Genomic DNA, 22362 nt, shown 5'->3' with positions numbered 1-22362 from the left:
TCTCGGGTCTCAGACGGAGGCCGGCAGCAGTTCGCGCACGTCGACGAAGTGTCCGGCGATCGCGGCGGCGGCGGCCATGGCGGGGCTCACGAGGTGCGTGCGCCCACCCGCACCCTGGCGGCCTTCGAAGTTGCGGTTGGAAGTCGAGGCGCAGCGCTCGCCCGCCTCCAGACGATCGGCGTTCATCGCCAGGCACATGGAACAGCCCGGGTCACGCCATTCGAAGCCGGCTTCGATGAAGATGCGGTGCAGCCCCTCTTCCTCGGCCTGCTTCTTCACCAGGCCCGAGCCGGGCACCACCAGCACGCGCTTGACGTTGGGTGCCTTCTTGCGCCCGCGCACGACGGCGGCGGCCGCGCGCAGATCCTCGATGCGGGAATTGGTGCACGAGCCGATGAAGACCTGATCGACGCGGATCTCGCCGATCGGCGTGCCCGGCTCCAGCCCCATGTAGGCGAGCGCCCGCCCGGCGGCGTCCCGCTTGACCGGATCGGCGAAAGAAGCCGGATCGGGCACGCGCCCTTCGATGTCGGTGACCATCTCCGGCGAGGTGCCCCAGGTGACCTGCGGCTTGAGGGTGGCGGCGTCGAGCACCACCTCACGGTCGAACCGGGCTTCAGGATCGGACACGAGGGTGCGCCAGTAGTCGACCGCCTGCTCCCACAGCTCGCCCTTGGGCGCGAGGGGTTTGTCGCGGAAATAGTCGAGGGTCTTGTCGTCGACCGCGACCATGCCCACGCGCGCGCCGGCCTCGATCGCCATGTTGCATACCGTCATGCGCCCTTCCATGGAGAGGGAGCGGATCGCCTCGCCGGCGAATTCGATGGCGTGCCCCGTGCCACCAGCGGTGCCGATTCTGCCGATGATGGCCAGGATCACGTCCTTGGCGTAGACGCCCGGCGGCAGGCTGCCGTCGACGCGCACGCGCATGTTCTTGGCCTTTTTCTGGATGAGGCACTGGGTGGCGAGCACGTGCTCGACTTCGGAAGTGCCGATGCCGTGGGCGAGGCAGGCAAACGCCCCGTGCGTGGAGGTGTGCGAGTCGCCGCACACCACGGTCATACCGGGGAGCGTCGCCCCGCTCTCCGGGCCGATGACGTGCACGATGCCCTGGCGCGGATCATGGAAGGGAAAATAGCGCAGCGCGCCGAAAGCGCGGATGTTCTGGTCGAGCGTGACCACCTGCTCGCGCGAAATGGGATCGCGGATCTCGGTCTCGCTAGGATCGGTAGGCACGTTGTGATCGGCCGTGGCGACGATGGAACCCGTCCGCCAGGGCTTTCGCCCCGCCAGACGCAGCCCTTCGAACGCCTGGGGACTGGTCACCTCGTGGATCAGGTGGCGATCGATGTAGATGAGGGCCGTGCCGTCGGGCTCCTGGCGCACCAGATGCGCGTCCCACAATTTGTCATACAAGGTCTTGGCGTTCATCGAACGGTCTCTCCGGGTCAATCGCGCCACCCACGGCGCGTAATTATTTCACAACCTCGTCATCGGCGCCAACACCATGGCGTAGCGCATTAGCAACAGGTCATCCCTTCAAAGTGGCGAAGGAATCGAACCCGTTGCACCCGGCGACAAAGCCGGAACGGGGGAAAGCGGCGGCACCACGTCGCCGCACTGCGCCCGATGGCGCAGCGCCTGATCCATCAGCACCAGGGCGAGCATGGCCTCGGCAATCGGTGTGGCGCGAATCCCCACGCAGGGGTCGTGCCGTCCGTGGGTGGCCACCGTGGTCGGCACCCCGCGCAGGTCGATCGAACGGCGCTCGAGCCGGATGCTGGAGGTGGGCTTCACCGCCAGATGCACGACGACGTCCTGCCCCGTGCTGATGCCGCCGAGAATGCCGCCAGCGTGGTTCGACAGAAACCCCTGCGGCGTGAGCTCGTCGCCATGCTCGCTGCCGCGCTGGGTCACGACGGCGAACCCGTCGCCGATCTCCACGCCCTTGACGGCGTTGATGCTCATCATCGCCGCGGCGATCTCGGCATCGAGCCGCCCGAACACCGGTTCGCCCCAACCCGGGGGTACGCCGCGGGCCACCACCGTGAGCCTTGCGCCGACCGAGTCGCCCGCCTTGCGCAGCGCATCCATGAAGCGTTCGAGCTCCGGCACCAGCTCGAGATTCGGAGCGAAGAAAGGATTCTGCTCCACGTGCTCCCAGGAAACGAAGGGGATCTCGATCGGCCCCAGCTGGGCCATGAAGCCGCGGATCACCACGCCGTGGCGCTCGCGCAGCCACTTCTTGGCGATCGCCCCGGCCGCCACCCGCACCGCCGTCTCGCGCGCCGAAGAGCGCCCGCCGCCGCGCGGATCGCGCCGGCCGTATTTCATGGTGTAGGCGTAGTCGGCGTGCCCCGGACGGAACGTCTCCACGAGGTTGCCGTAATCCTTGGAGCGCTGATCGACGTTGCGGATGAGCAAGGCGATCGGCGTGCCCGTCGTCATGCCCTCATAGACGCCCGAGAGGATCTCGACGGTGTCGGGCTCGCGCCGCTGGGTGACGTGGCGCGAAGTGCCGGGCTTGCGCCGGTCGAGCTCGCGCTGGATGTCGGCCTCGGTGAGCGCCAGGCCCGGCGGGCAGCCGTCGACCACGCAGCCGATCGCCGGCCCGTGCGATTCCCCGAAGGAAGTCACCGTGAACACTGTGCCGAAGGTATTGCCCGCCATCGCTTACCCTACCGTCCGTGCGCAAAAGAACGAGTTTAGCATGCGCTCCACACGGCTTCGACTCACTGGAAGAATCGCTCCAGCTGCACGAACACCTCGTGATCGGCTCCATGGCGGCGCACTTCGAGCACGTCGACCAGGCGCTCGAGCTGGCGGACGAGCTGTTCCAGCCGCTGGTCGGCGAAGACGGTGAGCCAGATGCGGCTGCGCCGCCCGTCGGGCAAGGGCATGCACAGGATCCCCTCGACGTTGAAGGCGCGCCGCGCGAACAAGCCACAGACGTGACTCATCACGCCGGGATGGTTGTTGACCTCCAGCTCCAGCACCACTTTCTCGAAACCGCCCGTAGGCAGCGGTTCGGCCACTTGTTCGATCATCTTCCTCTCCTGTCAGCCCTCGATCATCTCGGTGTTGGCGGCGCCCGGCGGCACCATGGGATAGACGAAGCGCTCGCGCTCGATCGAGCAGTGGATGAGCGCCGGACCGGGGCGGCGCAGGATCGCCGCCAGATCGGCCTCGGGATGCTCGCTGCGATCCAGATCGAGCGCTTCCAGCCCGAAGCCCTCGGCGATCTTGACGAAGTCCGTCGGCCGGCGGTAGTTCGAGGCGATCACGCGCTTGCCATAGAAGAGATTCTGCTGCTGATAGACGAGCCCGAGCGACTGGTTGTTCATCAGCACGATCTTGACGTTGCCCCCTTCTTCGGCGAGCGTCGCCATCTCCTGGATGTTCATCTTCAGGCTGCCGTCGCCGGTGAAGCACACCACCGTGCGCTGCGGCTCGGCGAGCGCAGCGCCGATCGCCGCCGGCAGACCGAAGCCCATCGTGCCCAGCCCGCCGGAGGTGAGCCACTGCCGCGGCCGGCGCAGCGGATAGGCTTGCGCCACCCACATCTGGTGCTGGCCGACGTCGGTGACCACCACCGCCTCGTCGTCGAGCGCCTTGGCCACCGCCTGGACGAGCCCGTAGTGGCTGCGCGGATCCTCGCGCCCCTCCAGCACGAGAGGGAAGCGCGACTTCAGTCCCGCCACGTGGCTCAGCCAGCGCTTGCGCAGCTGGGCCCGCACCCGCGGCAACAGCGCCTGCAGCACCGCCTTGACGTCGCCATGGATCGCCACGTCGGGGCGACGGATCTTGCCCAGTTCCGCCCGGTCGATGTCGATGTGGATCACTTTCGCCTCGGGGCAGAACTGCGACGCCTTGCCGATGGCCCGGTCGTCGAAGCGCGCCCCGACGCAAACCAAGAGGTCCGCCTCCTGCAGGGCAAAATTGGTATGGCGCGCCCCGTGCATGCCCAGCATCCCCAGCGAGAGCGGATGATCGACCGGCATCGCACCCAGCGCCATCAGCGTCATGGTGGTAGGCATCGAGGTCTGCTCGGCCAAGGTCACCGCGAGCGGGGCCGCATCGGCATGGATCACTCCGCCGCCCAGGTAGAGCACCGGGCGCTCGGCCTCGTCGATCAAACGCGCCGCCGCCGCGATCGCCGTTTCATCCAGCGGCGGCAGCGGATCGGACTCGGCCGGCGCGGGCAGTCGCTCGAAGGTGACGAGCTGGTTCTGCACGTCCTTGGGCACGTCGACGAGCACCGGCCCGGGACGCCCCGACATGGCGATGCGAAACGCGTGTGGCATCACCTCCAGCAGCTCGGCGGCCGAGCGCACGAGGAAATTGTGCTTGGTGATCGGGATGGTCATGCCGTAGATGTCGACTTCCTGAAAGGCGTCGGTGCCGATCATGGCAAGCGGCACCTGCCCGGTGATCGCCACCAGCGGGATGGAGTCGAGCCGCGCATCGGCGATCGCCGTCACCAGGTTCGTCGCCCCGGGGCCGCTCGAAGCGAAGCACACCGCGGGTTTGCCCGTCACCCGCGCCATGCCCTGAGCCATGAAGCCGGCACCCTGCTCGTGGCGCGCGAGCACATGCCGGATCGTCTTCGACTGGCTCAAGGCGTCGTAGAGCGGCAGGATCGCCCCGCCGGGAATGCCCACGATCGTCTCTATCCCCTGCTGTTCCAACAAGCGCACGATCAATTCGGCGCCGGTCATCGTCATCATCGCCCTACTCCTCGTTGCCGGGAAAAACGAAAACCCCCTCGGGAGACTGGCTCCGGAGGGGGTCGGGTTCGAATCGGTAGTACGGTTTGATCCGGCTTCAGTCCCTCCGGGGCGCACGCAGCCCTACGCCTACGCGTACGAGCAGCAGCACGGCCAGGGAAAGGGGAAAACGGATCACCAAAGCACTCCGACTCGACTCACGGGCAAAAGTAAAACATGAAATCCGGTCTCTGACAAGCGGTTTTTTCACCCCTGCCGCCAAGCTTCCTCGCGCAGCGCGCGGCGCAGGATCTTGCCCACCTGCGTCTTGGGCAGTTCCTCGCGGAATTCGACGTAATGCGGCACCTTGTAGGGGGTGAGCCGCTCGCGGCACCATTGCCGAATCGCTTCGGCATCGAGCGTGGGGTCACGACGCACCACGTAGGCTTTCACCGCCTCGCCGCTGCGCTCGTCGGGCACGCCCACCACCGCCACCTCCAGCACGCCCGGATGCAGCGCGATCACGTCCTCGACCTCGTTGGGATAAACGTTGAAGCCGGACACGAGGATCATGTCTTTCTTGCGATCGACGATGTAGAGGAAGCCGCGCTCGTCCATTCGCGCGACGTCGCCCGTGCGCAAGAATCCATCGGGGAAGAATACCTTGGCCGTCTCGTCCGGGCGGTTCCAGTACTCCCGCATCACCTGCGGTCCGCGCACGCACAATTCCCCCGCATCACCCGGCGGCACCTCGGCGCCGGCGTCGTCGCGCAGGCTCACCTCGGTGGACGGCAGCGGCAGGCCGATGGAATGGTTGAACGCCGGCAAATCCAGCGGGTTGATCGTCACGGCCGGCGAAGTCTCGGTCAAGCCGTAGGCTTCGAGCAGCGGCCGGCCGGTGAGCTGCTGCCACTTCTGCGCCACCGCCTGCTGCACGGCCATGCCGCCGCCCAGGGTGAGCTTGAGCGGGGAAAAATCGAGTTTGGCGAAACCGGGGTGATGCACCAAGGCGTTGAAGAGGGTATTCACGCCGGTGATCGCAGTAAACGGCCACTTGCTCAATTCCCGCACCAGGCCGTCGATGTCCCGGGGATTGGTGATGAGCAGGTTGTGCCCTCCCAGGCGAAAGAAAACGAGGCAGTTGGCCGTGAGCGCGAAGATGTGGTACAGCGGCAGGGCCGTCACGACGCGTTCCTCACCCTCGCGCAACACCGATTGGACCCAGGCCGTAGCCTGCAGCACGTTGGCGATGAGGTTGCGGTGCAGCAGCACCGCACCTTTTGCCACCCCCGTGGTCCCTCCGGTATATTGCAGGAAGGCGACGTCTTCCAGCCCTGGTTCGACGCGTGTCATGGGGCGTGCCGCCCCCCGGCGCAGGGCTTCGCTCCAGCGCCGATGCCCCGGCAGACGCCACGGCGGCACCATCTTTTTCACTCGGCGCACGACGAAATCCACCACCCACGAGCGAGGCGCGCCCAGCATCTCCGCAAGAGAGGTCACCACCGCCGCCTTCAGCGAGCGCACCTCGGGCACCTCGTCGAGCGTATGGGCGAAATTCTCCAGCACGACGATCGCCTCGGCGCCGGCGTCGCGCAACTGGTGCGACACTTCGCGCGGCGTGTAGAGCGGATTGACATTGACCACCACGCAGCCCGCCCGCAGGATGCCGAACATCGCCACCGGATACTGGAGCACGTTGGGCAGCATCAGCGCCACCCGCGAGCCCGGCGCCAAGCCAAGTCCATGCTGCAGGAAAGAGGCGAAGTTGGCCGAAAGACGGTCCACCTCGCGGTAAGTCAACGTCCTGCCCATGTGGGTGAACGCGGGCAGGTCGGCGAAACGCGCCACGCTGCGCTCGAACAAGTCGACCAGCGAGGCATGCTCGGTCGGGTCGATTTCCGCCGGCACGCCCGGCGGATAGCTCCTGAGCCAGATTTTTTCCATGGATTCTCCTCCACCTCGGATCACGCCGCAGGCTGATTCCCGCGGCCTCGATCCCTCCTCCCGGTAGCGCCGACGCCTCTTACGGGCGACTGGCATGGATATCCCTGGACCCTCGATCAAACTTCTTTTTCGCCGGTCTCCGGCCAATTGCGGATGTAGTCTTTCAACATCCGGTTCTCGAAATCCTTTTCCTCGAGCACCGCCTTGGCGACATCATAGAACGACACCACGCCGAGCAGCGTTCCGCCCTCCATCACGGGGAAATAGCGCTGGCGCGTCTCCACCATGCGGCGACGCAGCTCGTCGAGCTCCATGTCGGGATCGGCGACGATGGGCTGGCGCAGCATGGCCTCCTCCACCGTCAACATCCCCCAGGAGGCGCAGGCATGATGGATCGCCACCAGCACTTCGCGAAAGGTGAGCAACCCCGCCATCTTCCCCGCGTCGAACACCACGAGCGAGCCAATGTCCTGCTCCACCATCACCGCCACGGCATCGGAGAGAAAGCGGCGGGGCGTGATGGTGAAGAGCGCCGTTCCCTTGATCGCCAGGATTTCACGTACCTTCATGCTTTTGCCCCTGGCTGCTCAGCGGATGAGCTGGTCGCGCTTGTTCTTGACCTTTGCCCATTCATCGGCATCGGGCAAGGGATCCTTGCGCTCCACGATCGGCGGCCATTTCTTGGCGAGTTCGGCGTTCAGAGCGATGAAATCGCGCTGATCGGCCGGGACGTCGTCTTCGGCGTAGATGGCCTCGACGGGACATTCCGGCACGCACAAGGAGCAATCGATGCACTCATCGGGATCGATCACCAGCATGTTCGGGCCCTCGCGGAAGCAATCCACGGGACAGACGTCCACACAGTCGGTATACTTGCAACGGATGCACGCTTCGGTCACGACGTAGGTCATGAGAAATCCCCTGTTTGTGCGCGACGGCAGGGCGAACGGCTCACCCGCCTTTTGCATTTATACCACGCCTTCGTCGTTTTGCGCGGCCGCAGCCCCCTTCCCGCCTCCTTACCCCTTGACGCCGCGGCCATGATGCCCTAAGTTACGCCTTATCGCCCCGCAGCCGTTCGGCCGGGGCTTTCCTTCTCTCCCGACCACCCCCGAGACACACGATGAGTGAACACATCCATCACGTGAGCGATGCCACTTTCGAGCAGGAAGTCCTGCAGTCGAAGACGCCGGTGCTGCTCGACTTCTGGGCCGAATGGTGCGGCCCCTGCAAGATGATCGCGCCGATCCTCGACGAGATCGCCAAGGAATACGCCGGCAAGCTCAAGGTCTGCAAGCTCGACATCGACCAGAATCCCGAGACGCCCGCCAAATACGGCGTACGCGGCATCCCGACGCTGATGCTCTTCAAGAACGGCAACGTCGAGGCCACCCGCGTCGGGGCAATGGCCAAATCCCAGCTCGTCGCGTTCATCGACAGCAACCTCTGACGCCGACTGCGCGCCTGACGTGTTTTCCGGCCGGCCGTTCGTGCCGGCCTCCTTTCAGCCTCCCTCTTCCGGCTTGCTGCCACGATCATCGCGGCAAGCCGGTCTCGATCTCTTCCCATCCAGAACCTTCATCGACCGAAAACCATGCATCTGTCCGAGCTCAAGTCGTTGCACGTCAGCCAGCTCTTGGCCCTAGCCAATGAACAAAACATCGAAGGCGCCAACCGCCTGCGCAAACACGAACTCGTATTCGCGCTGCTCAAGAACCGCGCCAAGAAAGGGGAACCCATCTTCGGCGAGGGCGTGCTGGAAGTCCTGCCCGAAGGCTACGGCTTTCTCCGTTCGCCCGACACGTCCTACCTCGCCAGCCCGGACGACATCTACGTCTCACCCTCCCAGATCCGTCGCTTCAACCTGCACACGGGCGACACCATCGAGGGCGAGATCCGCATCCCCAAGGAAGGCGAACGCTACTTCGCCCTGGTGAAGCTCGACCGCATCAACGGCGAGTCGCCCGAGAAGTGCAAGCACAAGATCCTCTTCGAGAACCTCACCCCGCTGCACCCGAACGAAGCCTTCAAGCTCGAGCGCGACATCCGCAGCGAAGAGAACCTCACCGGCCGGGTCATCGACATCATCGCCCCCATCGGCAAAGGCCAGCGCGGCCTCATCGTCGCCCCGCCCAAGACGGGGAAGACCGTGATGCTGCAGCACATCGCGCATGCCATCACCTCGAACCATCCCGACGTCGTGCTCATCGTGCTCTTGATCGACGAGCGCCCCGAAGAGGTCACCGAAATGCAGCGCTCGGTACGCGGCGAGGTGGTCGCCTCCACCTTCGACGAGCCGGCCGCGCGCCACGTGCAGGTGGCCGAGATCGTCATCGAGAAGGCCAAACGCCTCACCGAGCACAAGCGCGACGTGGTGGTGCTGCTCGACTCGCTCACGCGCCTGGCGCGCGCCTACAACACCGTCGTACCCTCCTCGGGCAAGGTGCTCACCGGCGGCGTGGACGCCAACGCCCTGCAAAAGCCCAAGCGCTTCTTCGGCGCGGCGCGCAACCTCGAAGAAGGCGGCAGCCTCACCATCATCGCCACGGCGCTCATCGACACCGGCAGCCGCATGGACGACGTGATCTACGAGGAATTCAAGGGCACCGGCAACATGGAGCTGCACCTCGACCGGCGCATGGCGGAGAAGCGCGTCTATCCGGCGATCAACGTCAACCGCTCCGGCACCCGGCGCGAAGAGCTGCTGATGAAACCGGACATCCTGCAAAAGGTGTGGATCCTGCGCAAGCTCCTCTACGGCATGGACGATCTGGAAGCCACCGAATTCCTCCTCGACAAACTCAAGGCGACGAAGAACAACGCCGAGTTCTTCGACGCCATGCGCCGCGCCTAAAACAGAACGGTCGAGGCGGGAGCCGCTTCCGGCAGCCCGGCCTGCGCCAAACCCAAGCGCAAAAAACCGCGGTTTCGAACCGCGGTTTTTCGTCTACCGCCCGGCTACGGCCCAGGACAATCGCCCCGAGCAGCCTGAGGCTTACCTGTCGTAGCGGTAGAACCCTTCGCCCGTCTTGCGCCCGAGCCGGCCGGCCTCGACCATCTCCACGAGCAGCGGCGCGGGGCGGAATTTCGGATCCTTGAACCCTTCGTAGAGCACCTGCATCACCGCGAGCTCGACGTCGAGCCCGATGAGATCGGCGAGCGCCAGCGGCCCGATCGGATGGTTGCAGCCCAGTTTCATCGCCTCGTCGATCCCCTCGGCGCTCGCCAAGCCTTCCTGCAGCGCGAAGATCGCCTCGTTGATCATGGGGCACAGCAGGCGATTGACCACGAAACCCGGGCTGTTCTTCACCGCCACCGGCGTCTTGCCCAGCGCCTTGGCGATCGCCTCGGCCTTCTGGTAGGTTTCGTCGGAGGTCTGCAGGCCGCGGATGAGCTCGATGAGCGCCATCACCGGCACCGGGTTGAAGAAGTGCATGCCGATGACGCGTGCGGGATTCTTCGTCGCGGCGGCGATCTTGGTGATGGAGATGGAGGAAGTGTTGGACGCGAGGATCGCCTCGGGCTTGGCGAGCGCATCGAGCTTGGCGAAGAGCTCGAGCTTGAGCGCCTCGTTCTCGCTCGCCGCCTCGATCACCAGGTCGGCCGAAGCCACGCCGTCGAGCTGGGTCGCCGTTGCGATGCGCGCGAGCGTCGCGTCTTTGTCCGCCGCCGTGAGTTTTTCTTTCTTCACCAGGCGATCGAGGTTGGCGGAAATGGTGGCCCGAGCCCGCTCGAGCTGTTGCGTGGAAATGTCGTAGAGTCGCACGGAAAACCCGCTCTGGGCCGCGACCTGGGCAATGCCGCTGCCCATCGTTCCTGCGCCGACGATGAAGATGGTCTGCATGGATGACTCCTCTGCGGTTGGTGGAAGACGTGCGCCGGCATCCGGCGCGTTTGCTGCAGTGCAGTGTAGCACAGCGCCAACCGGAGCGCTTGCCGCCTCGCCCAGCCTCCTTTATCATGGAAAGCGCATGACGACTGGCACCGCCCATGCCCCGAGCCCTTCTCATCGACGACGAACCCGACCTGCGCACGCTGCTCACGCTCGCGCTGCACCGCCACGGCTGGCAGGCCGACGCCGTGGGTGACTGCGCCGGGGCCCGCCGCGTGCTCGACGATACCGCCACGCCGTATCACCTCATTCTCACCGATCTGCGCCTTCCGGACGGCAACGGGCTCGATCTCGTGCGCCACGCCCGCGAGCGTCGCCCCCTCACGCCGGTGGTCGTCCTCACCGCGTACGGGGACATCGACACGGCGGTACAGGCCGTCAAGCTCGGGGCGCACGACTTCCTCACCAAACCCTTGCGCATCGAGCGCCTCGCCCAGCTCCTCGAAGGTTTCGCCCAGTGCCCGCCGGATCAGGACGCCCCCGTCGACCCGGCGGCATTGCGCGCAGCCCTCGAGCGCAACCGCTGGAACCAGAGCCGGACCGCACGGGAACTGGGCTGGACGCTCGCCAAGCTGCGCTACTGGATGCAACGCCTCGGCCTGACCCAATAGCGCCTTGCGAAATCATGAAAATAGCATGAAACGAACCCTTCCCCGCTGATGGTACAATTTCTTTTTTCTCTTTCGAGGAGTCTCCCTCATGTTCATCACCGACGCTTACGCCCAAGGCGCCCCGGCAGCGGATCCGACCGGCGGCCTGATGCAGCTGCTGCCCATCATCCTGATGTTCGTCGTGCTGTGGTTCCTCATGGTGCGGCCGCAGATGAAACGGGCGAAGGAGCACAAGGCCATGATCCAGGCGCTCGCCAAAGGCGACGAGGTAATCACCCAGGGCGGCATCGCCGGTCGGGTAACCTCGGTGGACGAAGATTTCGTTCGGGTCGAAATCGCCAAAGGGGTTGAAGTGACGGTGCAAAAACCCACCATTGCCGCCGTGCTGCCCAAGGGCACGCTGAAAAATCTCTAAAGCGCCCCCTACCCATATGAACCGCTACCCTCTGTGGAAGAATCTGCTGATCGCCTTCGTGCTGCTGCTGGGGGCGATCTACGCCGCGCCGAACCTCTTCGGCGAGATCCCCGCCGTGCAGATCACACCGGCGCGGCCCGGTGCCCCGTTCGACGCCCGTTCTCTCGCCGCCCGGCTGGAGCCGAAGCTGACCGCGGCTGGGCTCGCTCCCCAGGGTTTTCTCTTCGAGGCCGGGGCCCTGAGGGTGCGGTTCGCCGACACCGAAACCCAGATCCGGGCAAAAGACCTGATCGAAGCCGAGCTCAATCCCGATCCGGAAAAGCCCGAGGCGATCGTGGCGCTCAACCTCCTGCCCGGCACGCCCGAGTGGCTCGCACGGCTGGGCGCCAAACCGATGTATCTCGGGCTCGACCTGCGCGGCGGCGTCCACTTCCTGCTCGAAGTGGACATGGACGGCGCGCTGACCAAGCGGCTCGACGCCATCGCCGCCGATTTGCGCTCGCTCATGCGGGCGGAGAAGATCCGCCACCAGGGAATCGTGCGCAACGGCCGGCTCATCGAAGCGCGCTTCGCCGACGAAGCCACGGCCGAAGCGGCGCGGCGCGTGATCGCCAAGAACGTGCCCGATCTGGCCCTCGACGTGACGGCCCAGGGCGAAACGGTGAAGCTCATTGCGCGGCTTACGCCCGCGGCGGAAAAAACCCTGCGCGAATTCGCCCTCAAGCAGAACATCACCACCCTGCACAACCGCATCAATGAGCTGGGTGTCGCCGAACCCGTCATCCAGCAGCAGGGGACAGACCGCATCGTCGTGCAACTGCCCGGCGTGCAGGACGTAGCCAAGGCCAAGGACATCCTTGGGCGCACGGCCACCTTGGAAGTGCGCCTGGTCGACGACACGCCGGGCGCGCTCGAAGAGGCGATCGCCGGCCGCGTTCCACCGGGCACCGAGCTCCTCTACGAGCGCAATGGCCGCCCCATCCTGGTGAAGAAAGACGTCGTGCTCACCGGCGAGCGCCTCACCGACGCCCAGCCCGGCTTCGACGGGCAGACCGGCGAGCCGGCGGTGCACCTGACGCTGGATTCGGCCGGCGCGCGCATCTTCCGCGACGTCACCCGCGACAACGTCGGCAAGCGCATGGCGATCCTGCTCATCGAGCGGGGACAGGCCGAAGTGATCACCGCCCCGGTGATCCGCACCGAGATCACGGGCGGACGGGTGCAGATCTCGGGGGCGATGACGGTGGAAGAAGCGCGCGACATCGCGCTGCTACTGCGTGCCGGCAGCCTTGCCGCCCCGATGCGCATCGTCGAGGAGCGCACCGTCGGCCCCAGCCTCGGCAAAGAGAACATCGAGCGCGGCGTGCACGCCACGCTGTGGGGTTTCGCGATCATCGCCGTCTTCATGATCGTCTATTACCAGCTCATCGGCCTTTACTCGGTGGTGGCGCTGGCGGCCAACCTCATGCTCCTCGTGGCGCTGCTGTCGCTCTTGCAGGCCACCCTCACCTTGCCGGGAATCGCGGCGATGGCACTCACGCTGGGCATGGCGATCGACGCCAACGTCCTCATCAACGAGCGCATCCGCGAGGAATTGCGCCTGGGCGTCTCGCCGCAGATGGCGATCGCCGCCGGCTACGAGCGGGCGTTTGCCACCATCCTCGACTCCAACGTGACCACGCTCATCGCCGGCGTGGCGCTGCTGGTCTTCGGCTCCGGCCCGGTGCGCGGCTTCGCCGTGGTGCACTGCCTCGGCATCCTCACCTCCATGTTCTCGGCCATCCTGGTGTCGCGCATGCTGGTCAACTTCACTTACGGCGGCAAGAAGCGCGTCGCCCACGTCTCGATCGGCTGAACGGAGACTTCCATGGAATTATTCCATCCGCGCCAAGACATCCCCTTCATGCGGCACGCCCTGTGGTTCAACGCCGTGTCGCTCCTCACTTTCGTGGCCGCCGTGCTCTTTCTCGCCCTGCGCGGGCTGAACCTCTCCATCGAATTCACCGGCGGCACCTTGGTGGAAGTACGCGCCAGCGAGGCCGTTGCGCTCGAAGCGGTACGCGACGTGCTCGCCCAGGCTGGGCTGCGCGAAGCCCAGGTGCAGAACTTCGGCTCGGCGCGCGACCTCCTCATCCGGCTGCCGCATCTGGGCGACGGCGAGAGCGCCCAGGCCGGCGAACGGGTGAAGGCGCTGCTCTCACAAGTCCCGGGAGCGAACTTCGAGGTGCGCCGCGTCGAGTTCGTGGGGCCCCAGGTGGGCAAGGAACTGGCCACCAACGGGCTCATGGCGCTCGCCTTCGTGGTATTTGGCATCGTCACCTATCTGGCGATGCGCTTCGAGTGGCGCTTCGCGGTCTCGGCCATCATCGCCAACCTGCACGACGTGGTGATCATCCTCGGGGCATTCGCCGCCTTCCAGTGGGAATTCTCGCTCTCCGTGCTCGCGGCGGTGCTCGCCGTGCTGGGCTACTCGGTCAACGAGACAGTGGTGATCTTCGATCGGGTGCGAGAGGTTTTCAAGCAGCGCCGTGGCAAGATGGACACGCCCGCCGTGCTCGATCATGCGATCACCGCCACCATGTCGCGCACCATCATCACGCACGCGAGCACCCTGGCGATGGTGGTGACGATCCTGCTCTTCGGCGGCGAGACGCTGCACTACTTCGCGCTCGCGCTCACCATCGGCATCGTCTTCGGCATCTATTCGTCGATCTTCGTCTCGGCCGCGCTCGTGATGTGGTTCGGCGTCACGCGCGAGGATCTGGTCAAACCGGCGAAGAAGAAGGAAGAGGCGGTGGTCTGATTCTCTCTTCTGTGGCATGAAAAAGCCCCCGGAACCGGGGGCTTTTTCATGGGTAGCGCGAAAGGGCGGCGGGCTTACTGATCGACGAAGGCCCGTTCGATGGCGTAGTGACCCGGCACGCCCATGCTGGGCGAGACCTGGAAGCCCAAATCGTCGAGGATCTTGCTCGTGTCGGCGAGCATGCGCATGCTGCCGCACAGAAGCGCCCGGTCGGTCTCGGGGTTGAGCTGGGGAATGCCCAAGTCGGCGGCGAGCTTGCCGCTGGTGATGAGATCGGTGATCCGGCCTTGGTGAATGAAAGGCTCGCGCGTGACGGTGGGGTAGTAGATGAGTTTTTCGCGCACCATCTCGCCCAGGAACTCGTGCTGCGGCAGTTCCTTGGTGATGTAGTCGTAGTAGCCGAGCTCGCGCACCCAGCGCGTGCAGTGTACAAGGATCACTTTTTCGTAGCGATCGTAGACGTCCGGATCCTTGATGATGGACATGAAAGGCGCAAGCCCCGTGCCGGTGGCCAGAAGAAAAAGCCGCTTTGCGCCGGGCAGGAGGTTGTCCTGCACGAGCGTGCCGGTGGGCTTGGTGGAGACGAGCACTTCGTCGCCTACCTTGAGGTGCTGCAGCCGCGAGGTGAGCGGGCCGTTGGGCACCTTGATCGAGTAGAACTCGAGGTGCTCTTCCCAGTTGGCGCTGGCGATGGAATAGGCGCGCAGCAGCGGCTTGCCATCGACCATCAGACCGATCATGACGAACTGGCCATTGATGAAGCGGAAACCCGGATCGCGGGTGCAGCGGAAGCTGAAGAGGGTGTCGGTCCAGTGATGCACCCAGATCACTTTCTCGACGCGCAGGTTCTTGGGCAAGGCGGGGGAAGACGTCTGCTCGGCAACGGCACCGGTTTCGGCCATGGCGGTCAAATCCTCGCTGAAGGACTAAAAAACGCAATGATAGCACCGGCTTAATTCCGGCGCCAACACGATTGGAATCTCAGATGCGCTTGGCGAGCTCCTCGGCCTTGCCGGTGTATTTCTGCGGCACGAGGGCGAGCAGCCGCTCCTTGGCCGATTCGGGCAGAGGCAAGCCGGCGATGAAACCGCGCAGCGCCTCGGCGGTGATCGCCTTGCCGCGGGTCATCTCCTTGAGTTTCTCGTAGGGGTTGGGGATGCCGTGGCGCCGCATCACGGTCTGCACCGCCTCGGCGAGCACCTCCCAGGCTTCGGCCAGATCGCGCTCGAGCGCCTTCGGATCTGCTTCGAGCTTGTCCAGCCCGCGGCGCAGCGAATCGAGCGCGAGCAGCGTGTGCCCGAAGGCCACGCCCAGGTTGCGCAGCACCGTGGAGTCGGTGAGGTCGCGCTGCATCCGCGACACCGGCAATTTGTCGGCGAAATGGCGCAGCAGGGCGTTGGCGATTCCCAGGTTGCCTTCGGCGTTTTCGAAGTCGATGGGGTTCACCTTGTGCGGCATGGTCGAGGAGCCGACCTCGCCCTCCTTGAGCTTCTGGCGGAAGTAACCGTAGGAGATATAGAGCCACAGATCGCGGCATGCGTCGATGAGGATGGTGTTCGTCCGCGCCATGGCATCGAAGAGTTCGGCCATCGCGTCGTGCGGTTCGATCTGGATGGTATAGGGGTTGAATTCGAGCCCGAGCGATTCGATGAAGCGGCGATTGAATTCTTCCCAGTCGATCTCGGGATAGGCGATCGCGTGGGCGTTGTAGTTGCCCACCGCGCCGTTGAACTTGGCCGTGAGGCGCACGGCGGCGATGGCGGCGCGGGTGCGCTGCAGGCGCGCGGCGACGTTGGCCATCTCTTTGCCCAGGGTCGTGGGGCTCGCCGGCTGGCCGTGGGTGCGCGAGAGCATGGGCAGGGCCGCGTGTTCGTGCGCGAGTGCCCGGAAGCGTTCGATCACGGCGTCGAGCGCCGGCAGCAGCACCCGGTCGCGCCCGGCGGTGAGCATGAGCGCGTGCGCGGTGTTGTTGATGTCTTCGGAGGTGCAGGCGAAATGTACGAACTCGCGCGCCCGCTCGGCTTCGGGCAAGCCTTCGAGCCGCTCCTTGATCCAGTATTCGACGGCCTTGACGTCGTGGTTGGTGCGCGCCTCGATCGCCTTGATCGCCGCGGCATCCGACGGCTTGAATTCCTCGACGAGCAAGTCGAGCTCGCGCACGGTGCTGGGGGAGAAGGTCGGGACTTCGGCGATGCGGGGATCGGCGGCGAGCGTCTTGAGCCATTCGATCTCGACGCGCACGCGCTCGCGCATGAAGCCGTATTCGGAGAAAATCGGGCGCAGGGCGTCGAGCTTGGTGGCGTAGCGGCCATCGAGCGGGCTCAGGGCAAGGAGGGTGGCAGGATCGGTCATCGCGGCATGTTCCTTAGCTGCGGTATTCGGCGTTGATGCGGACGTAGTCGAAGGAAAGATCGCAGGTCCAGACGGTGGCGGCGGCCTCGCCCCGGGCGAGATCGACGCGCACGGTGATTTCGGCGTGCTTCATGACGCGGGCGCCGTCTTCCTCACGGTAGGAAGATGCCCGACCGCCCCCTTCGGCCACCAGGATGGAATCGCCCTCGGCTTCGAGCCAGACGCGGATCGCCGCGGGATCGAGATCGTCGATGCCGGCGTAGCCGATGGCGGCGAGGATGCGGCCCAGGTTGGGGTCGGAAGCGAAGAAGGCGGTCTTCACCAGCGGCGAGTGGGCGATGGCGTAGGCGACCTTGCGGCATTCTTCGCGCGACGCGCCGCGCTCCACCCGCACGGTGATGAACTTGGTGGCGCCTTCGCCGTCGCGCACGATGGCCTGGGCGAGCCAGCGCGAGACTTCGATCACGGCGGCGCGCACCTTGCGGTAGTCTTCGTCGTCGCTCACCGCGAGCTCGCGCGACATGGCCGCGCCGGTGGCGATCAGCACGAAGGAGTCGTTGGTAGACGTGTCGCCATCGACGGTGATGGCGTTGAAGGATTCATCGGCCGCCTCGCGCACCAGGGCATCGAGCAAGGGTTTGGCGAGCCTGGCGTCGGTGGCCACGAACCCGAGCATGGTGGCCATGTTGGGGCGGATCATGCCGGCGCCCTTGCTGATGCCGGTGATGGTGACGACGGTGCCGTCGGACAGGCGCACCTGGCGCGAGCAGGCCTTGGGCACCGTGTCGGTGGTCATGATGGCGTAGGCGGCATCCAGCCAGGCGTCGGGGCGCAGGTTGGTGACGAGCGCCGGCAGCGCGGCCTCGATTTTCTCTACCGGCAGAGGCTCGAGGATGACGCCGGTGGAAAACGGCAGCACTTCCTGCGGCTCCACCCCCAGCACCTGGGAGACCGCCTTGCAGGTGCGACGCGCCGCCTCCAGCCCCTCGGCGCCGGTACCGGCGTTGGCCACGCCCGTGTTGATGACGAGCGCGCGGGGCGCGGCCTCGCCCGCCAGGTGTTCGCGGCAGACCTGCACCGGCGCGGCGCAGAAGCGGTTCTGCGTGAAGACGCCGGCCACGCGGCTACCGGGGGCGAGCGAGATCACGGTGAGGTCGCGCCGTCCGGCCTTGCGGATGCCGGCTTCGGCCACGCCCAGGCGCACGCCGGCGACGGGGCGAAGGTCCTTGGGATCGGGGGCGGTGAGATTGACGGCCATCGCGGGACTCCGTTCAGCTCAGTTTACCGTGGCAGTGTTTGTATTTCTTGCCGGAACCGCAGGGGCAGGGATCGTTGCGGCCGACCTTGGGCAGCGCATTGGTCTGCGGCCGGGCCTTGACGGCCGTCTCACCTCCCTCTTCGGCACCGGGTTCGGCGTGATGGTACTGCACTTGCTGCACTTCGGGGGGGCGTTCGACGACCTCTTCGACCGCGGCCTCGGTGCGCACCTGCACCGAAAGAAGGATGCGGCTGACGTCGCGCCGGATGGCGTCGAGCATGGCCTCGAAGAGCTCGAAGGCTTCGCGCTTGTATTCCTGTTTCGGGTTCTTTTGCGCATACCCCCGCAGATGGATGCCCTGGCGCAGGTGATCGAGCGCCGAGAGGTGTTCGCGCCAGTGCGTGTCGATGCTCTGCAGCAGGATGCTGCGCTCGAACTGTTTCCAGGCCTGCGGATCGACCAGGCTCGCCTTGGCGCGGTAAGACGCTTCGGCCGCTTCGAGCACGCGCTCGAGCAGCTGCTCGTCGCTGAGATCCGGTTCGGCCTCGAGCCACTGGCGCAGCGGCAGCGACAGGTTGAATTCGCCGGCGAGCGTCTGCTCCAGCCCGGCGAGATCCCATTGCTCTTCGACGCTGTCGGCCGGCACGTAGGTGCGGAAGATGTCGGTGAGGGTGCCGGCGCGCATGTCGGCGACGAGTTCGCTCACGTCCTCGGCGTCGACCACTTCGTTTCGCTGGGCGTAGATGACCTTGCGCTGCTCGTTGGCGACGTCGTCGTATTCGAGCAGCTGCTTGCGGATGTCGAAGTTGTGCTGCTCGACGCGGCGCTGGGCCGATTCGAGCGAGCGCGTCACCATGGGATGTTCGATCGCCTCGCCCTCGGGCATCTTCAGGCGCACCATGATGGCGTTGAGCCGGTCGCCGGCGAAGATGCGCAGCAGCGGGTCTTCCAGCGAGAGGTAGAAGCGCGAGGAGCCGGGGTCGCCCTGGCGTCCGGCGCGGCCGCGCAGCTGGTTGTCGATGCGGCGCGATTCGTGCCGTTCGGTGCCGATGATGCGCAAGCCCCCGGCGGCGATCACCGCGTCGTGCGCTTTCTGCCATTCGGCGCGCAGTGCCTCGATGCGCTTTTCCTTTTCTTCGTCGGAGAGCGCGGGGTCGTTGCGGATCTCCTCGATCTGCGGCGCGATGTTGCCGCCGAGCACGATGTCGGTACCGCGGCCGGCCATGTTGGTGGCGATCGTCACCATGCCGGGGCGCCCGGCCTGGGCGATGATGTGCGCCTCGCGCTCGTGCTGCTTGGCGTTGAGCACCTGGTGCGGGATCTTTTCCTTGGTGAGGAGCCGGGAGAGGAACTCGTTGACCTCGATCGAGGTGGTGCCGACCAGCACGGGCTGGCCGCGTTCGCGGCAGTCCTTGATGTCCTCGATCACCGCCTGCCATTTCTCCTTGGCGGTGCGATAGACGCGGTCGTTCTCGTCGCGGCGCACGAGCGGCCGGTTGGTGGGGATGATGACGGTCTCGAGGCCGTAGATCTGCTGGAATTCGTAGGCTTCCGTGTCGGCCGTGCCGGTCATGCCGGCCAGCTTTTCGTACATGCGGAAGTAGTTCTGGAAAGTGATCGAGGCGAGCGTCTGGTTCTCGGCCTGGATGCGCACGCCTTCCTTGGCTTCGATCGCCTGATGCAGCCCTTCGGACCAGCGCCGGCCGGGCATGAGCCGGCCGGTGAATTCGTCGACGATGATGATTTCGTCGTTCTGCACCACGTAGTGCTGGTCGCGGTGAAAGAGCGCGTGCGCCCGCAGCGCCGCGTAGAGGTGGTGCAGCAGGGTGATGTAGCGCGGATCGTAGAGGTTGCCGCCTTCGGGCAGCAGCCCCATGCGCATGAGGATGCCCTCGACCTTTTCGTGCCCCTGCTCGGTGAGCAGCACCTGACGCGCCTTGAGGTCGATGGTGTAATCCCCGGGCTCGAGCACTTCCTCGCCCTGCATCTTCTGTTCGGTAAGGAGCGGCACCACCTCGTTCATCTTGAGGTAGAGCTCGGTGTTGTCCTCGGCCTGGCCGGAGATGATGAGCGGGGTGCGCGCCTCGTCGATGAGGATGGAGTCGACCTCGTCGACGATGGCGTAGTGTAGCCCCCGCTGCACGCGATCGACCGGGGCGTAGACCATGTTGTCGCGCAGATAGTCGAAGCCGAATTCGTTGTTCGTGCCGTAGGTGATGTCGGCCGCGTAGGCTTCCTGCTTTTCGCCGTGCGACAGGCCGGGGACGTTGCAGCCCACCGTCAGCCCCAGGAAACGGTAGATTCGCCCCATCCAGTCGGAGTCGCGCCGCGCGAGGTAGTCGTTGACCGTGACGACGTGCACCCCTTTGCCCGTGATCGCATTGAGATAGGCCGGCAGCGTCGCCACCAGGGTCTTGCCCTCGCCGGTGCGCATCTCGGCGATCTTGCCCTCGTGCAGCACGATGCCGCCGATGAGCTGGACGTCGAAGTGGCGCATGCCATGCACGCGCTTGCCCGCCTCGCGCACCACGGCGAAGGCCTCGGGCAGCAAGGCATCGAGCGATTCGCCATTGGCATGGCGCTGTTTGAATTCCGCCGTCTTCGCGCGCAGGGCTTCGTCCGAGAGGGCGGCCACGCTCGGTTCGAGTTCGTTGATGCGGGCGACGGTGGTGCGGTAACGCCGCAGCAGCCGGTCATTTCGGCTGCCGAAGAGTTTCTTGAGGACGCGGGTAATCATTACGTGCGGTCGGCTTGTCGGAGCGAATGGTGAAGTTTATCATGCCCCATCGGACGAGGCACGGGAAAGGGCGATGACACGGAAACTGGGAGAACTCTTCCGTCTCAGCGCGGAACTGGAGCCGCTGCGTCATCATGCCATGACATTACAGCGGCTGCAGGAAGAGATCGACCGTCTGCTGGAGGAGGAGTTCCGGGGGCGGGTGTCCGTCGCCAACCTGAAGGACGGAACGCTTTATCTGCACACGGCCTCGGCGCTCGCGGCGGCGAAGCTGCGGCACCGTCTGCCCAGCCTCACGGCAGCGCTCGCGGCATCGGCCCCGGTCCTGGCGATCAAGTTGAGGGTACGCCCCACGAACGCCCCCGCGAGCGGCGTGGCGGCGCCGCGGCCGCCGCGGGTACGGACCATCGGGCCGGGGGGGCGCGCAGCGATCGCCGAACTGTGCGCCCGGCTCGCGCCGGATTCGCCCCTGCGTCAGGCGCTGGAGCGGCTGATCGAGCGCGCGGCGATGGCCTCAGAGCAAAGGCAAGAGGGCGATCCGCTCGAGCGCAAAGAGGCCGAGATAGATGAGGACGATGCCGAGCGCAAGCCTCAGGATGCGTTTGGCGTACAGTAGCCAGCGCCGCTCGCCGCTCCAGAGATAGGCGGCGACGCAGACCCCTGCACCCAGAAGGACGAAGACGAGGAGAAGGCGGAACCCCAGCACGGCATGCGCTTACGTCGTCGCGGCGCCGGTGGCGAGCGCAGGCAGGAGCGCCGGTACCTCGTCCCGTTCCAGGGTGGTGAGTTCCCAGGCGCTGCGATCGGCCATGAGGGCGCGCAGGAGCTGGTTGTTGAGCGCATGGCCGGATTTGTGGGCCACGTAGCGCGCGAGCAGCGGGTGACCGGCCAGGTACAGGTCGCCGATGGCATCCAGGATCTTGTGCCGTACGAATTCGTCGGGGAATCGCAAGCCTTCGGGATTGAGGATGCGGTATTCGTCGAGCACGATGGCGTTGTCGAGGCTGCCGCCCTGGGCGAGGCCGAGTTCGCGCAGCAGCTCCACTTCGTGCACGAAGCCGAAGGTGCGGGCCCGGGCGACGAAGCGCGGATAGGCATGCTCGGAGAGATCGACCACGGCGCGGGTTTGCGAGGCGCTGATCGCCGGATGGTCGAAGGCGATGGAGAATTCGAGACGGAATCCGGGATAGGGTTCGAGGCGGACCCACTTGTCGCCCTCGCGGACCTCCACCGGTTTGAGCACTTTCAGGAAGCGCCGCGGCGCCGGCTGGGCTTCGAGGCCCGCCTCGAGCATCATCATGACGAAGGGCGCGGCGCTGCCGTCCATGATGGGGATCTCGGGCCCATCGACGTCGATGTGCACGTTGTCGACCCCCAACCCGGCCAGCGCCGACATGAGGTGCTCGACGGTGGCGATTCTCACGCCGTCGCGCTCGAGCCCCGTGCACAGGCGCGTCTCGCGCACCGCCTCGGGGGAGGCGGGAATGGACACCGGCGGATCGAGGTCGACGCGATGAAAGACGATGCCGCTATCGGGCGCGGCCGGTCGCAGCCACAGCTGCACTTTCTCACCGGAGTGCAGGCCGACTCCGGTGACGTGCGCGATGGACTTGAGCGTGTGCTGGGAAATCATGCCGGTCCGGG

Annotated in this window: 20 protein-coding genes; 7 read left to right on the top strand and 13 right to left on the bottom strand. The window is 65.8% G+C overall.

Going from position 1 to position 22362, the window contains the following annotated elements; translation table 11 throughout:
- Nucleotides 1–9: 9 nt before the first annotated feature.
- The 7 genes from leuC to fdxA all read right to left on the bottom strand — a co-directional run bounded on the left by leuC (nucleotide 10) and on the right by fdxA (nucleotide 7561).
- Nucleotides 10–1431, bottom strand: coding sequence for a 3-isopropylmalate dehydratase large subunit (leuC, locus tag ASC37_RS01415; protein ID WP_055422654.1), 1422 nt, complete (start codon nucleotides 1429–1431; stop codon nucleotides 10–12).
- 108 nt (nucleotides 1432–1539) lie between these two features.
- Nucleotides 1540–2670 (bottom strand): chorismate synthase, encoded by a 1131-nt coding sequence (aroC, locus tag ASC37_RS01410; RefSeq protein ID WP_055422653.1) that lies wholly within the window; start codon nucleotides 2668–2670, stop codon nucleotides 1540–1542.
- Between the two features lie 62 nt (nucleotides 2671–2732).
- Nucleotides 2733–3047: an acetolactate synthase small subunit gene (ilvN, locus tag ASC37_RS01405; protein ID WP_055422652.1), complete on the bottom strand. Its 315-nt coding sequence runs from the start codon at nucleotides 3045–3047 to the stop codon at nucleotides 2733–2735.
- A gap of 12 nt (nucleotides 3048–3059) precedes the next feature.
- Nucleotides 3060–4727 carry an acetolactate synthase large subunit gene (gene ilvB / locus ASC37_RS01400; RefSeq protein WP_055422651.1) on the bottom strand — a complete coding sequence of 556 codons (1668 nt, stop codon included), beginning with the start codon at nucleotides 4725–4727 and terminating at the stop codon, nucleotides 3060–3062.
- Between the two features lie 246 nt (nucleotides 4728–4973).
- On the bottom strand, nucleotides 4974–6650 hold the full coding sequence (locus ASC37_RS01395) for an AMP-binding protein (protein WP_055422650.1): 1677 nt from the start codon (nucleotides 6648–6650) through the stop codon (nucleotides 4974–4976).
- Between the two features lie 116 nt (nucleotides 6651–6766).
- A complete protein-coding gene (locus ASC37_RS01390) occupies nucleotides 6767–7219 on the bottom strand; it encodes a CBS domain-containing protein (RefSeq protein WP_055422649.1) in 453 nt (150 codons plus the stop codon).
- 18 nt (nucleotides 7220–7237) lie between these two features.
- On the bottom strand, nucleotides 7238–7561 hold the full coding sequence (gene fdxA / locus ASC37_RS01385; protein ID WP_028874820.1) for a ferredoxin FdxA: 324 nt from the start codon (nucleotides 7559–7561) through the stop codon (nucleotides 7238–7240).
- Between the two features lie 212 nt (nucleotides 7562–7773).
- On the opposite strand from fdxA, the gene trxA reads away from it, so the two are divergent.
- Both trxA and rho read left to right on the top strand, forming a co-directional pair.
- Nucleotides 7774–8100 carry a thioredoxin TrxA gene (trxA, locus tag ASC37_RS01380; protein WP_055422648.1) on the top strand — a complete coding sequence of 109 codons (327 nt, stop codon included), beginning with the start codon at nucleotides 7774–7776 and terminating at the stop codon, nucleotides 8098–8100.
- 144 nt (nucleotides 8101–8244) lie between these two features.
- Nucleotides 8245–9504 (top strand): transcription termination factor Rho, encoded by a 1260-nt coding sequence (rho, locus tag ASC37_RS01375; protein WP_055422647.1) that lies wholly within the window; start codon nucleotides 8245–8247, stop codon nucleotides 9502–9504.
- A 141-nt stretch (nucleotides 9505–9645) separates the two neighbouring features.
- Here the strand turns inward: rho and ASC37_RS01370 are convergent, their stop codons facing one another.
- Nucleotides 9646–10494, bottom strand: coding sequence for a 3-hydroxybutyryl-CoA dehydrogenase (locus ASC37_RS01370; protein WP_055422646.1), 849 nt, complete (start codon nucleotides 10492–10494; stop codon nucleotides 9646–9648).
- 146 nt (nucleotides 10495–10640) lie between these two features.
- Here ASC37_RS01370 and ASC37_RS01365 point away from each other — a divergent pair, with 146 nt between their 5' ends.
- The 4 genes from ASC37_RS01365 to secF all read left to right on the top strand — a co-directional run bounded on the left by ASC37_RS01365 (nucleotide 10641) and on the right by secF (nucleotide 14371).
- Nucleotides 10641–11153: a response regulator gene (locus ASC37_RS01365; protein ID WP_055422645.1), complete on the top strand. Its 513-nt coding sequence runs from the start codon at nucleotides 10641–10643 to the stop codon at nucleotides 11151–11153.
- An 88-nt stretch (nucleotides 11154–11241) separates the two neighbouring features.
- A complete protein-coding gene (gene yajC / locus ASC37_RS01360) occupies nucleotides 11242–11568 on the top strand; it encodes a preprotein translocase subunit YajC (RefSeq protein WP_055422644.1) in 327 nt (108 codons plus the stop codon).
- A gap of 16 nt (nucleotides 11569–11584) precedes the next feature.
- The gene (secD, locus tag ASC37_RS01355) at nucleotides 11585–13423 is read left to right on the top strand and encodes a protein translocase subunit SecD (protein WP_055422643.1); all 1839 of its coding nucleotides are present in this window, start codon (nucleotides 11585–11587) and stop codon (nucleotides 13421–13423) included.
- A gap of 12 nt (nucleotides 13424–13435) precedes the next feature.
- The gene (gene secF / locus ASC37_RS01350) at nucleotides 13436–14371 is read left to right on the top strand and encodes a protein translocase subunit SecF (protein ID WP_055422642.1); all 936 of its coding nucleotides are present in this window, start codon (nucleotides 13436–13438) and stop codon (nucleotides 14369–14371) included.
- A 74-nt stretch (nucleotides 14372–14445) separates the two neighbouring features.
- Here secF and ASC37_RS01345 read toward each other — a convergent pair whose 3' ends face one another.
- From ASC37_RS01345 to secA, 4 genes are all read right to left on the bottom strand, one after another.
- Complete coding sequence (locus tag ASC37_RS01345; protein ID WP_082438323.1) at nucleotides 14446–15273, bottom strand: ferredoxin--NADP reductase; 828 nt, start codon at nucleotides 15271–15273, stop codon at nucleotides 14446–14448.
- A gap of 79 nt (nucleotides 15274–15352) precedes the next feature.
- A complete protein-coding gene (gene purB, locus ASC37_RS01340) occupies nucleotides 15353–16723 on the bottom strand; it encodes an adenylosuccinate lyase (protein WP_055422641.1) in 1371 nt (456 codons plus the stop codon).
- Nucleotides 16724–16736: 13 nt separating this feature from the next.
- Nucleotides 16737–17981 carry a bifunctional glutamate N-acetyltransferase/amino-acid acetyltransferase ArgJ gene (gene argJ / locus ASC37_RS01335; protein ID WP_055422640.1) on the bottom strand — a complete coding sequence of 415 codons (1245 nt, stop codon included), beginning with the start codon at nucleotides 17979–17981 and terminating at the stop codon, nucleotides 16737–16739.
- A 13-nt stretch (nucleotides 17982–17994) separates the two neighbouring features.
- Nucleotides 17995–20718 carry a preprotein translocase subunit SecA gene (gene secA, locus ASC37_RS01330; RefSeq protein WP_055422639.1) on the bottom strand — a complete coding sequence of 908 codons (2724 nt, stop codon included), beginning with the start codon at nucleotides 20716–20718 and terminating at the stop codon, nucleotides 17995–17997.
- A gap of 73 nt (nucleotides 20719–20791) precedes the next feature.
- Here secA and ASC37_RS01325 point away from each other — a divergent pair, with 73 nt between their 5' ends.
- Nucleotides 20792–21334 (top strand): DciA family protein, encoded by a 543-nt coding sequence (locus ASC37_RS01325; RefSeq protein ID WP_055422638.1) that lies wholly within the window; start codon nucleotides 20792–20794, stop codon nucleotides 21332–21334.
- A gap of 99 nt (nucleotides 21335–21433) precedes the next feature.
- On the opposite strand, the gene lpxC is transcribed toward ASC37_RS01325, so the two are convergent.
- A complete protein-coding gene (gene lpxC / locus ASC37_RS01320) occupies nucleotides 21434–22351 on the bottom strand; it encodes a UDP-3-O-acyl-N-acetylglucosamine deacetylase (protein WP_055422637.1) in 918 nt (305 codons plus the stop codon).
- Between the last annotated feature and the right edge of the window lie 11 nt (nucleotides 22352–22362).

Source organism: Tepidiphilus thermophilus (assembly GCF_001418245.1).
In the GTDB taxonomy this organism is placed as follows: Bacteria; Pseudomonadota; Gammaproteobacteria; order Burkholderiales; family Rhodocyclaceae; genus Tepidiphilus; species Tepidiphilus succinatimandens.
Note: the sequence above shows the minus strand (reverse complement) of the source record. Positions and strands in the feature narration are given on the sequence as shown.